The sequence below is a fragment of the Autumnicola edwardsiae genome (assembly GCF_031846505.1).
Classification (GTDB): domain Bacteria; phylum Bacteroidota; class Bacteroidia; order Flavobacteriales; family Flavobacteriaceae; genus Autumnicola; species Autumnicola edwardsiae.
Window position 1 is genome coordinate 22,998 of the sequence record NZ_JAVRHP010000002.1, and the last position, 13,540, is coordinate 36,537.

At 38.2% G+C, this 13,540-nt stretch carries 5 protein-coding genes; 4 read left to right on the forward strand and 1 reads right to left on the reverse strand.

Features of this window, described 5'->3' with window-relative positions:
- Positions 1–369 precede the first annotated feature (369 nt).
- From RM529_RS00695 to RM529_RS00710, 4 genes are read left to right on the forward strand one after another with little or no spacing between them, the layout of a single operon-like run.
- On the forward strand, positions 370–3,534 hold the full coding sequence (locus RM529_RS00695) for a SusC/RagA family TonB-linked outer membrane protein (protein WP_311482822.1): 3,165 nt from the start codon (positions 370–372) through the stop codon (positions 3,532–3,534).
- Between the two features lie 10 nt (positions 3,535–3,544).
- A complete protein-coding gene (locus RM529_RS00700; protein WP_311482823.1) occupies positions 3,545–5,182 on the forward strand; it encodes a RagB/SusD family nutrient uptake outer membrane protein in 1,638 nt (545 codons plus the stop codon).
- Positions 5,183–5,212: 30 nt separating this feature from the next.
- On the forward strand, positions 5,213–6,577 hold the full coding sequence (locus tag RM529_RS00705) for a glycan-binding surface protein (RefSeq protein ID WP_311482824.1): 1,365 nt from the start codon (positions 5,213–5,215) through the stop codon (positions 6,575–6,577).
- Between the two features lie 19 nt (positions 6,578–6,596).
- Entirely contained in the window at positions 6,597–8,786 is a 2,190-nt protein-coding gene (locus RM529_RS00710; RefSeq protein WP_311482825.1) for an endo-1,4-beta-xylanase, read from the forward strand.
- A 299-nt stretch (positions 8,787–9,085) separates the two neighbouring features.
- Here RM529_RS00710 and RM529_RS00715 read toward each other — a convergent pair whose 3' ends face one another.
- Complete coding sequence (locus RM529_RS00715; RefSeq protein ID WP_311482826.1) at positions 9,086–13,213, reverse strand: hybrid sensor histidine kinase/response regulator transcription factor; 4,128 nt, start codon at positions 13,211–13,213, stop codon at positions 9,086–9,088.
- Positions 13,214–13,540: the final 327 nt, after the last annotated feature.

Below are 13,540 nucleotides of genomic sequence, written 5' to 3' on the forward strand. Positions count from 1 at the left end.
AGCATTATTATTTAAGACCTTCCTTTTTGAGCTAGATTAAATGCTCTGAAAGAAGAACGGGAGTAACAGATTATTTAATCTAACTTTTAAACACAAATGTTTTCAAAAAAAACCTTCCAAACTGCAGTATTGATGGGAAATGCTTCAAAATTTATCGAGAGTTGCAACAAAATTGTTACTGCAATTGGACGAGGCCAGATATATTTGTTATTAAATCATTAAGAGTTTTTAACTAAAATTTTTAATCAATCGATTTCGTAGGACAACGTAATGTTGGCTTCAAAAAAAAGGGCATCCATAGCAAAAATCATCAAATATTTTAATTTTTCTCACAATCATCTAAAACTCGTTAATAAAATAAATTCTACAATGACAAATCTTTTACTTAGTGAATTAAGCTCAAAAATTCGAGGTTTTCATCTCTTCGTTGTAATGAGTCTGATCAGTTTTACAGCGTTTGCACAAAATACAATTACAGGAACAGTTACCGATGAAAACGGACCAGTACCGGGAGTAACTGTTATGGTAAAGGGAACCAGCAACGGAGTTGTTACAGATTTTGATGGTAATTATGCCATTAATAATGTTCCCTCAGATGGGGTGCTTGTTTTCAGTTTTGTAGGTTTCCAAACTAAAGAGGAACCGGTTAATGGCCAAAGCGAAATTAATACAAGTTTAGAAACAGACGTGTCTTCCTTAGATGAAGTTGTTGTTGTTGGTTACGGCACCATGAAAAGGAGTGATGTTACGGGAGCAGTTGTTTCGGTTTCGGAAGAGGCGATTGAAGAGTCTATTCCCACAACAGTAGATCAGGTTTTGCAAGGTCGTGCTGCCGGGGTACAGATTCAGCAAAATAGTGGTGCACCAGGAGCCAGTTCCTCCATTCGTATTAGGGGTATAAGTTCAGTAACTGGAACTAATGAACCAATTTTCGTGATCGACGGGGTAATCGTCGAAAGTGAGACTGGTTCAACTGGTCAAAATGCGTTTGCATCTATTAATCCGTCTGATATTGTTTCCATAGATATTCTCAAAGATGCTTCTGCTACTGCTATTTATGGATCCAGGGCGGCAAACGGAGTTATTCTTATTACGACTAAAAGAGGTCAGAATGGTGAAGCTACTATTAATCTTAATAGTTATGTAGGTTTTCAGGAGTTGCCCAATCAATTGGACATGCTTACTCTCCGGGAATATGCGATACACAAGAATACGAGAGCAGAGCTGGATATAGTTCAGCAAGATCCTTTCTTTATACGTCCCGAACTGTTGGGTGAAGGGACTGACTGGCAGGATGAAATGTTCACGAGGGCTATGATGCAAAGTCATAATCTATCAGTATCTGGTGGGAATGAGAAAACGAATTATGCTTTAAGTATCGGATATTTAGACCAGGAGGGAATAGCCCTGGGATCAGATTTTGACCGGCTCAATTTAAGAGGGACTTTTGATTCTCAGGTAAAAGATTATCTCAAGACCGGAATAACTTTTGCGTTTAACACCATAAATCAAACAACAACTTTTTCTGAGCAGTCCTTAATTTTAACTGCATTAAGACAAACACCTAACGTTGCTGTGCGTAATGCGGAAGGTACGTTTGATGGTCCCGTTGATGATGAGTTTACTCAAAATAATCCAGTAGGTCTGGCAAGTATCAGGGAGAACCGAAGTGAGAGCGCTGGGATTAGGGCAAATACATTTGCCGAAATTGAATTTGTGGAAGGATTGAAATTAAGATCGGAATATTCTATAGACTACGGAGTTTCTAATAATTACACTTTCAATCCCTCTTATCAATTTGGAGCTATTATAAATTCTACCAGGGAAGGCTCCAGGACAAAAAGTTACAATAAATACTATAATTTCCGAAACGTCTTGACTTATGACCGTTCTTTTGGTGATCACGGTATTAATGCTATACTTGGTCAGGAATACCAGCAAACGTATTGGGAAAACCTGTACGGATATCGTTCCGGGTATTTAACAAATGGAGCTACAGATTTAGATGCAGGTGATCCATCAACTGCAAGAAATGGGAACACCAGTGTCGAAAGTGCTTTAAGTTCTTATTTTGCAAGGACGTTTTATTCATTTGATGATAAATACTTATTAACCGCAACTTTAAGATATGACGGGTCTTCAAAATTTGCCGAGAGTAACCGCTGGGGATGGTTCCCTTCTGCTGCATTAGCGTGGAAAATTTCCAATGAAGAATTTCTTCAGGACAATGAGTATATTAATAATCTAAAACTTCGATTGGGTTACGGAGCTGTGGGTAACCAATATGTTCCTAATTTTGCCTATACTTCAATATATGGAGCATCAGCTACTCCTTTTGGAGCGGGACTTTTAGCTACCAATACTGCAAACGAAGATTTAGAATGGGAAACAACATATTCAGGTAATATTGGTCTGGATCTTAACATGTTTAATAACCGTCTGGAGTTTATTGCAGATGTATACTACAAGAAAACAGATAATTTATTATTGCGTGCTCCATATCCTGATTATTCCGGAACTACTGGTGTAGGGGCCACTACTGCACCTTTTGTGAATATAGGGTCTCTTGAAAATAAGGGGCTTGAATTAACCCTAAATACGGTAAACGTAGATACAGGTGACTTTTCCTGGAGAACAAACCTTGTATTTACACTTAACAGGAATGAAGTTCTGGCATTAGCGACAGATACCGGAATTTTAAACGAGACACTACAGCAGGGTTCAGATGTAACTATCGTTACAAGAACTGCAGTTGGTCAGCCTATTGGTCAGTTCTACGGTTATAAAGTGATCGGCCGTTTTGAAGAGGCCACAGATTTTTACTACAGAAATGAGAATGATGAAGTAGTACCTACCGCTTTACCTGAAGGCATGGAGATTGGTGAAAACGGTGTTTGGATTGGTGATTATATATTTGATGATGTAAATGAAGATGGTGTAATTAATGAACAGGATCGGGACTATATTGGTAATCCTCATCCAGATTTTAGTTACGGTATCGGAAATACCTTCAAATACAAAGGCTTTGACCTTAATGTCCAGCTTTCCGGATTATATGGCAACGAAGTGGTGAATTACCAAAGACGTTTTTTAGAAAACCCCCGGGAAAATACGAACTTATTACAATCGGCTCTTGGTTATGCTGAGCTAGGCCTTATTGATCCCAACGGGCCAAATGATTATCGTAATGTTCAAATAGTAGACGGGGATCAATATATGCCAAGGATAGCAGCTTCTTCGGCAGCTTCTACCTCCAATTTTAGATATAGTGATAGATTCCTGGAAGATGGTTCGTATTTGCGAATTCAGAATATTTCTTTTGGATATAATTTTCCACGGGATTTTGTTGAGAAATTTGGGCTTCTTAATCTAAAATTATATACGAACTTACAGAATGTATATACTTTTACAAATTACTCTGGATTTGATCCGGAGGTAGGGGCAATTAATCAGAATGTTCTTTTATCAGGTATAGACAATGGGAGATATCCTTCTCCTCGCATCTATACTTTGGGTGTGAATGTTAACTTTTAAAAAAAATAATATGAATACGAATAAAATTCTTTTTAAACTGCTATTGGCAACCTTAATCTTTGGTTCCTATAGCTGTAGTGACGATTTGGAGATAGAACCTAACGATCGGATTGCCAAAGAAAATTTCTTTCAATCTGAAGAAGATTTTCAGGCGGCAACGGCACCTCTCTATAACAGGGTGTGGTTTTCTTTTAACGACAAATTTTATTTTGGGTTGGGAGATGGACGTTCCTATAACCTCTATGCTCCATTTTCTGATTACGTGTATCCTTTCAGTGATCTGGCAGAAACCGGTTTAACCGGTCCCCTGGTAGAGGCATGGAGATCTTTCTACATCGTCATTCAGCAGTCAAACAACACTATTAATTCGATAATGGACAGCAGCGTAGAAGACGAACTTAAAAGCCAGTATATAGCTGAAGCCAGATTTATGAGGGGCGTTGCTTACTGGTACATAGCGTCACTATGGGGAGATGCAATAATTACTACAAGCCAGGCAGAAATAATAAATAATCCAATCATAAATAAAAGTCCTCGCACTGATGTTTTTGAGTTTGCCATACGTGATGTAGAATATGCAGCAAAATATTTACCGGAGCAGGCTGGGCAGGCTGGGCGTATAACTAAATATTCCGCCTATGGAATGCTGTCGCGTCTTTATTTATCTTATTCCGGACTAAGCGATAACCCAAATAGCGGTACAAGAAATCAGGAACTTCTTAATTTAGCTAAAATGGCCGCAGCGACGGCTATAAATGATGGGCCCTATGCACTGTTAAGTGATTATGCCGAATTATTTATGATAGAAAATAAAAATAACGCTGAGTCTATGTTCGCACTTCAGTGGGTGCCTAACGGAGAATATGGAGTTAATAATACACATCAGTCGTATTTTGCGCTGGGATCAGAAATCACAGGTGACAATGCTGCATATGGTTATTACACCCGGGCTTCTTATGATGTCCTGCAGGAATATGAAAGAAACGATGTACGCCGTGAAGCTACATGGATGGCCGATGGAGATTTTTACCCGGAAATTAATCAGGCAAACGGAGGCTACCTGGTTGATCACGAAAATACATACGTTAACGTAAAAAAAGGGGTAGTAGGTTCTAATAAAGATAATCCGGATATTACAAGACAAAATTCCGGTTTAAATACTTATATGTTAAGATTGGGTGAGGTTTATTTAAATTATGCCGAAGCAGTGTTGGGCAATGATGGCTCTACAAGCGATCCAACGGCTTTAATGTATGTAAATGAGCTTCGGGACAGAGCTGGCCTGGCGCCAAAAACAAGTCTTACTTTTGAAGATATTTTACATGAGAGAAGGGTTGAGCTAGCGATGGAAGGACAGTTTTGGTATGATTTGGTGAGATGGTCATATTATGAGCAACAAGAAGTAATAAATTACATTGATAATCAGGAAAGAGCTGTCATAACTCCATTTACTTATGACGCTGAAAATAATGCCGTTTCCATTGATGATACAAGAGATGTAACCACGCGCGCTGTAGGAAATGCAGATGAGAGTATCTTCTTTTTGCCTTATCCAGAACCTGAGGTCGTTCAAAATCCCTTATTAAGAGAGGGTCCTGTACCTTATGAATTCACTGAAGAACGAATAACTGACGAATTATTCCAATGATTAAATTGATAATGAATAAAATAAACTAAGATGAAGGAAAATATTTTTAAGAAAAGCCGGGGCTATATTTCTCTTGTAGGGATGATAATTTTCGGCTTGTTGTTTACAGCTTGTTCAGATGATGATGATGCGGCTAGTGGAGAACCCATAACAATTGATGCAGTATATTTGGAAGATGTAAATTCTGACGTTCCCGATAGGGAAGTTACATTTGTACGTATAGGTCAGCTGTTACGTCTCGAAGGTTCTGGATTTACAGGGGTCAGAAGAGCTTACATTAACGGATATCAAACAACGATCAACCCGGTATATGTTTCTGATAATTCGATGTTGATTCGTGTTTCGGGAGATACACCTACCATAGAGGCTGAAGAAGATGTGCGGAACACTATTCGTCTTGAAAAGGATAACTCTGAAACAGTTATTGATTTTGAAATCCGGGCTGCAGCGCCATCCATTAATGATGTTTCCCACACTTTACCAAATGCGGGAGAAGAAGTTACGGTTTATGGTTCAGGTTTAATTGAAGTAAGTAAAGTAGTATTTCCGGGGGATATAGAGGTAACAGAGGGAATTACCTTTGACGAAGAAGATGGTGAATTTTTCACGGTTACCGTACCTGAAGGTGTTTCGGACGAAGGAGGCTCTTTGTATATAGAATCTGCAAACGGAGCGGCTTATTCTCCGGCTTTTTTCAATGTAGAAAGAGGTGTCGTCCTAAATTTTGACGGAATGGGGGAACTTGGTGAATTCGGAAATACAATTCGTCAGGGGCAATTAAAATCGGAACCTATTGGTGAAGGAAATGTTTCTCAGGGAAACTATTTGCCTCTTCGTAATGATACCATTGCCTCATTTGCTGCCGGAAGAAATCGTGTAGCAGAAGTATTTACTTCAGGTAATGAGAACTGGCGCTCACAATTTACCCCTTTCATTCCGGCTACAACATCGTTGGAAGACGTGGCTTTTCAATTCGATATTTATGTTCCTGAACCATGGGTAGGCAGCGGATATTTAAAAATCCTGTTGATCAACAACTTCAATGGAGGTGAATGGAGCGGTGGAGTCTATAATTACGTTCCGTGGATCGTTGATGGAGAAGCAGTTCCTTTTGAGACAGAAGGATGGACTACGGTTACAGTTCCTTTTACAGACTTTTATTTATTCAACGATGGTGGAGATTATACCTTTGAAGATCTTCTGCAATATCGTGAATCAGCTACTTATAAGAACTTTGGAATATTCTTTGAAAATTCTGATTTTAATCTCAGCGATCTTCCTGAATATAATGATGATGTTGAATTCCCATCTTCAGAAACCTCCGTTCAGGTATATACAGATAATTGGAGAATCGTTTCTTTAGAAGCGCCTATTGTTACTGATTTTCCGGAATAACTAATTAAAAATAAAAAAGATGAAAAATATAAAAATTTTATCCGTCCTATTTCTTTCTTCTATGATTTTTACATCTTGTGAAGAAGAAATTATGGAATGGGAAGAGAGACCTGAAGATGAGAGGGTAACAACAGCGGAGCTTCCTTTAGAACTGGAAGAAAAGATAAGTAGGTATGAGCCACTTAATAATTATTCAGACTATGTTCTTGGGGCCGGTATTGTGCTGGATCTTTATATGAATAATGAAACTTATCGATCTATTGTAGACGAAAATTTTGATGAAGTTACTGTAGGTTATGCCATGAAACACGGTGCCATGGTAAATTCCGAAGGGGAGATAAATTTTGAGCCTATTGATGATTTCATTGCGCAAACCAATCAGGCAGAAGTAGATGTTTATGGTCATACGTTGGTATGGCATGCAAATCAAAATGCAAGTTATTTAAATAGTTTAATAGCGCCTACTGTTATTCCTGGGTCTAGTGGAGCCAGTGCATTGGATATCTCTGGATTAGAGGATGGATCATTTAATGGTTGGGCAAAGAACAATCCCGGTGACGGTATTACAGTTGTCGAGGGAGAAGGCTTAACGGAAGATTCACAAGCTATTGAGCTTATAGCAGGTTCTGGCTCAGCACAACCCTATGATTTGCAATTGGCAACACCTCAAATTCCTGTTATAGAAGGTCATGAGTATGAGGTTTCCTTTTATATTAGGTCAGATCAACCTGGACAGGGGCGTATTTCTTTTGGTGGCTTAGAGAATAATTATCCTTATCAGGATTGGTACGGCACAGGAGGAGATTTTACAGAAGCTTTTGAAACTACTTCACAATGGCAGCAGGTGAAATTCACAGTTAGTGACTTTACCGGTACAAGTTTTAATTTATCTTTTGACCTGGGATATGTACCCGGCGTTACCTATTACATTGATGTAAGTAATATGAGCGTTGTAGATCTGAATGCTGAAAGCGAAATGGTGAATTTCATCGCAAATGGAGATTTTGAAGGAGGCAATCTTGATGGCTGGGATGGCAATGGAAATGGAAATGAATCTACCAGAGCGGTAACAGCTGAAGGAGAAGGATATGGTGATACCGGTTATGCCATGGTTTTGACAAATCCTACTGAAGCGCAATCTTACGAAGCACAACAGGTTTATGCTTTTGACGAGCCTCTGGTGCAGGGAACGGAATATACTATGTCTTTTTTCATTAAAGCTGATGTTCCTTCTGCTTTAGAGGTAGAATTACAGAGCCCGGATTACTCGGCTGATTATTCTGGTGCTATTGAAGTAGGAACAACTTGGGCAAAGGTAGAGCGCACTATAGAGGTTACTGCTGATGACCGTGGAAAATTTATTTTTGATTTTGGTGCTTCTGCAGCTACCTTCTATATAGACAATGTTGTGTTTACCGATGGAGAAGTAGCCACAGGAACCGGTCCGGTAATTATTGAAATGTCAGATGAAGAGAAAGCTGAAGTTATAGGTGATGCTATGGAAGACTGGATTGTGGGAATGGTTACTCATTATACAAGTGAAGTAACTGCCTGGGATGTGGTTAATGAGCCAATGAGAGAAGGTGGAACCCTTCGTGACGGGAATGTAACAGATCTGGCAAGCGATGACTTCTATTGGCAAAAATACCTTGGTAAAGATTATGCTGTGACCGCCTTTAATCTGGCGCGTGAGTATGCTGAACCGTCAGATGTACTTTTTATCAATGATTACAATCTGGAAGCCAGTATGGCAAAATTAGATGGTTTAATTGATTATGTTGAATATATAGAAAATGAGGGGGCTACTGTAGACGGTATTGGCACTCAAATGCATGTTTCTTTAACTACAAGCAGAGAAAATATTGTAGAAATGTTTCAAAAAATGGCAGCTACCGGAAAATTGATCAAAATCTCTGAGCTTGATGTGAGACTTGGAACAGCGGCACCAACCTCTGAGCAGTTGGCAGATCAGGCAGATATGTATCAATTTATTTTTGACGCTTATAGTGAGCATGTTCCTGCTGCTCAACGGTACGGTGTAACACTTTGGAATATCTCAGATAACGAAAATGAGCATGAGTTTTGGTTGCCGGAGGAGTCACCCAACGTATGGGACGCCAATTACGAGAGAAAGCATGCTTACAAAGGAGTGGCTGATGGTCTAGCCGGTCGCGATGTAAGTGAAGATTTTACAGGAGAACTGGAATAAATTTAGAGCTTTGAATTAATTAACAGTTTTTTGAAGTGGTAGAACCGGGTTTTTATACCCGGTTTTTTTATTTTCAATTTTATCTCCACCATTTTGTACGTTTAAATGATGGATCCCAGACACCCATAAAATGATCTTATTGAAGAATCAGGATGTATTCACTCCTCTACTGAAGACCGAAAACTGAGATTTTTGAAGGTAGGCTTAAAAACTCTGTTTATCACTCCTAACTCTTCAACACTATAGGCTGAAAACCGGAATTTTGAAGGTAAGAAATTTGAGTTTTGGAAGAAAGTCTGTCATTCATCTTTAACTTCTTTAGGAAGCACCCCAAAATGTGCTTTAAAGCATTTAGAAAAGTAGGAGGGAGAGGAAAAGCCCACATTGTAACTTATTTCACTAACAGAAGCTACACCATTTTCTTCAAGGAGCTCCTTAGCCCGTTCAAGACGTATTTTGCGTATAAGCTCATTCGCTGTAAGACCTGTTAATGCTTTTATTTTCCTGTAGAGCTGGCTTCTGCTAAGGTTAAATTCATCTGCCAGTTTTTCTACATTTAAATTTGGCTCTTTTATATTTTCCTTGGTATGCTTTATAATGTCTAAAATAAATTGCTGATCCAGCGACGTGGAGTTTGGTTCTATTTCTGTTTTATTAAAACTTCCCATGTATTTAGAAAACAACAGATCCCTGTTAGTAATGAGTTGTTTAAGATGAGATCGCATAATTTTCATCTCAAAGGGCTTATTTAAGTAAACGTCTGCTCCTGCTTCCAGTCCTTCCACCCAGTCATCTGTCATTGCTTTGGCTGTGAGCATTAGTACAGGAATATGGCTTGTTTTCAAATCCTTCTTTAATAATGAACAAAATTGATAACCATTAATTTTTGGCATAATTACATCAGTAATTACAACATCAGGCATATATTTTCGTGCTTTTTCTAAACCTTCCTCACCATTTTCTGCAACTACTGTTTTATATTCAGAATTCAACTCTTCTTTTATATAGGTTCGCAACTCGAGATTATCTTCTACAATTAAAATTGTTTTCTTTTGAAGGTCTGTCACTACTGGTTCAGCAGCTTCCTTTCTCTCTTCTGGCTGGATCTTCTTAATCGTTTCTGAATTTGAAATATCTGTAGGGTTATACTGATTTTTGTCCATAGGAAGGAATATCCGAAATTTTGTTCCAACTCCTCTCTCACTTTCCACATGGATATCTCCCCTATGTAGCGCCACAAAACTTTTTACAACCTCCAGCCCTATGCCCGTTCCACTGTAATATTGTTCATTGCGTTCCTTTATTTGATAAAATCGATCAAATATTTTATTAAGTTCATTAGGGTGTATCCCTTTTCCGGTATCTTCAATACTTATTTCGAGTGCTTCCAGGGGAGTCGTGGTGTCTATCAGTTTAAAAAGATGTTCCTGCTTTGTGGCTACCAGCGCTGTTATTATCCCGTTGTTAGTAGTGCTTTTAAATGCGTTTGAAAAAATGTTGAAAAGAATTTTTTCGAGCTTCCCTCTGTCGGCCCATACAGATGGAATACCCTCTTCTATTTCCAGTGACAGGACAATATTTCGTTGCTGAGCCTCTTCCCTGAAGTAATCAATACTTTCAGATAAAAGCTCACCAATGTTAAAGCAGGAGATATTCAGGGGGATGTTATCAAACTGTAGTTTTCTAAAATCCATTAACTCATCAATCAGGCGCTTTAGCCTTATAGTGTTTTTATTGATAATATTCAGTTTTCCATTAATTTTATCCGGAAGCTTTTCTTCTTTCAAAATATCTTCAAGCGGATTAAGGATAAGCGTTAAAGGAGTTCTGAATTCATGCGAAATATTCGTGAAAAACTGGATTTTTTTGTCGTTAAGAGCTTCTTCGTGAAGGTGTCTTGCCCGTTCCTGTTCTATAGCACGTTTAGATTTAACACGGGAATCAATAAACCGAAAGGAAACATAACATATTACCAGAAAAACTGTTATATAAAATAAAATAGCAATATTGGTAAACCACCAGGGTCTTAGTATCTGTATGTTCAAAGTCTTTGGATCATCTTCCCAAATCCCGTCACTGTTTGTCGCCTTTACCCTAAAAGTGTAATTTCCTGCGGGTAAATTGGTATAGGTAGCGCTCCTTGTATTTTGTACATAATTCCAGTCATCTTCAAAACCTTCTAAATAATAAGCAAACTGAATTTTTTCAGGTCTTGTAAAATCTATAGAAGCATAATCTATGGTGAATACCGAATGTGAATGGTGAAGCGTGATGCTGTTAGTCTGAGAAATTACTTTTTCCAGTGGCGACCCTTCCTGTCCGGGAGAAACCGGCTGATTAAAAATCTTTAAATCTGTTAGATAAACTGAGGACGTATTTTTAGTAGTGGTTAGTTTCTCCGGATCAAAATAATTGACTCCTTCATATGATCCAAAATAGAGGGTTCCGTTATTATCTTTATAGGCCGTATTGTTATTAAAATCATCACTCAGCAAACCGTCATTAATCGAAAAATTTCTGATAGTGTTCTCATTTCTGTCAATTTTTGCCAATCCGTTATTGCCCGCTGTCCAAATGGCGCCATTGTCATCCTGTATAATAGATGAAACGGTGACTTTACTAAACCCAATCTTAGATTTCATCCAGGAAAAGGTATCATTTTTCATATCATACTGGCATAAGCCAGAACCATCTGTTCCTATCCAGATGTTCTTAGCAGAATCTTCATAGATGTCCAGTATCTGATTATTGTGAAACTGGCTGCCGGGGTGTTTATAAAACCTGGGTGACATTACCTCCAGGTCAAAATCACCATTAGTAATTTTTAACCTGAAAAGACCCGCATTTCCACCTATCCAGATGTGGTCCTGGCTATCTACATAAACCCTTCTTACATCACTATAGCTTATTCTTTGTCTGATAAAAGGCTCCTGATTATAAATGTTGAATTTCTTAGAAGCAGGATCAAAAGAATGAATTCCCCTGGAAAATGTGCCGATCCAAATGATGCCTTTGGAATCTTCAGAAAAACTTAAAATGCGATTTGTAGCAATTTCTCCGTTGGTATTTTGAACAGAATAATTTATAAACGAATCTGATCCTTTTTCTAAATAATAAATCCCATAGTCCCAGGTGCCTACCCAAATGTTTCCTTTGCTGTCCATAAAAAGGGTTTGAACATCTGGAGAATCCAGGCCATTTGCAACCTTGTTTTTATTGTTTAGCAGATGTGTAAACGAATCTGAACCTGGATCGTAAACATCTATACCACCACCATCCATACCAATCCACAGCCGGCCTTTTTCATCTTTTACGATACCGGTGACAGAACTTGATTGTAAAGAATTGGGATTATTCGGCTTGCTTTCAAGATCAGCAAACTTGTCGTATAATTCATCATAAACGCCTATACCATTGTTGTAATACCCAATCCATATGCGTTCCTGATTATCGAGAAATAAGGACCAAACGGAATTCGATTTTATACCATTATCGTCAAATTTGTTGTTGAGATAATGATTTAAAACTTTTCCTTTTCGATCTATCTCAAACATACCGTCGTTTTCTGTTCCACATAAAATGGTCTCACGCGGGGTATCCAACAGGGAGAGGATTCTTTTGGAGGTAATAGGAAAGTGCTCGATTACATACCGGCCGTTTTCATTGCCGTCAACTTTAAATAAGCCTTGTGTGGTGCTACCCAACCAGATGGTTCCTTTGCTGTCTACTTGTGTGGTTTTAATGTGGGTGGTTATCTTTTCTTTACCCTTGGAAGTAATAAAACTCAGTGGAGCCATAATATCGTCCTCTCTATGATATTCAAAGACGCCTTTATCTGTTCCTAAAACGATCCTGTTGTCGAAAAGAGCGATGCTGTTTATTAGAAAATTCCTGATCTCGCTAATACCCTTTATTTGCACTTTTGAAACCACCAGGGTGGAAGAATTAATCTTAAATAGCCCATACTGATGTGTCCCGACTAAAATATCACCGTTCTTGTTTTCAAGAATGGCGTGAACTGCGACGCTGGTACGGGTAGATCTTCCCGGGAGGTTAATATGCAAAAAGTTGTCCTGATCTCTGTTGTAAAGATCAAGACCTGTTTCGGTACCTATCCATAACCTGTTCTTCTTATCTATATATGTAGTGTGGATAAGGGAATTACTTAGACTGCTGCTATCCCCTTCCTTGAAATGGTAAGAGGTGTAATCCAAACCGTTAAACTTATTAAGCCCTAAACCATTTGTGCCCATCCATATAAACCCCTGGCGGTCCTGAGAAATACTTGCTACAGCCCGTTGTGTGGGTATGCTCTTTAGCGCTTCAAAGTGATATTCGTGTAATGGTTTTTCCTGTCCAAAAACCGAAGCAAAAGATAGAAGAAGCAAAACAGGAAAAAGCGGGAATATCTTTATTTTACTATTCAAGTTTTATGGATTTAAGTTTTTCCAATATAAATCTATTAATGGTTTTATTGAAAAACTATTAGGACAAATAAGATTCGTAGGAATCAGGAGGTTGTTTTAATTTAACCTCAAGCTAAATGGATTTGTTACGAAAGCATGCTTAACAATTTTACTAATATAATGAAAAATAAATTTGCTGTTTATCTGCCAAATTTCACTTCCAGGTATTTCAGTCAAATATTCATCTATGATTTTAAAGTATTGAAGTATAAGTCGGTAAGCTATGGTTAAAATTACAATTTGATTTTTTTGGGACTTCTGTTCTCTTTGCAAAAACAGGTTATTACA

Bases quoted from the DNA above. Each gene is read 5' to 3' on its own strand.
- RM529_RS00710 (WP_311482825.1), top strand. From the start codon at position 6,597: ATGAAAAATATAAAAATTTTATCCGTCCTATTTCTTTCTTCTATGATT.
- RM529_RS00705 (WP_311482824.1), top strand. From the start codon at position 5,213: ATGAAGGAAAATATTTTTAAGAAAAGCCGGGGCTATATTTCTCTTGTA.
- RM529_RS00700 (WP_311482823.1), top strand. From the start codon at position 3,545: ATGAATACGAATAAAATTCTTTTTAAACTGCTATTGGCAACCTTAATC.
- RM529_RS00695 (WP_311482822.1), top strand. From the start codon at position 370: ATGACAAATCTTTTACTTAGTGAATTAAGCTCAAAAATTCGAGGTTTT.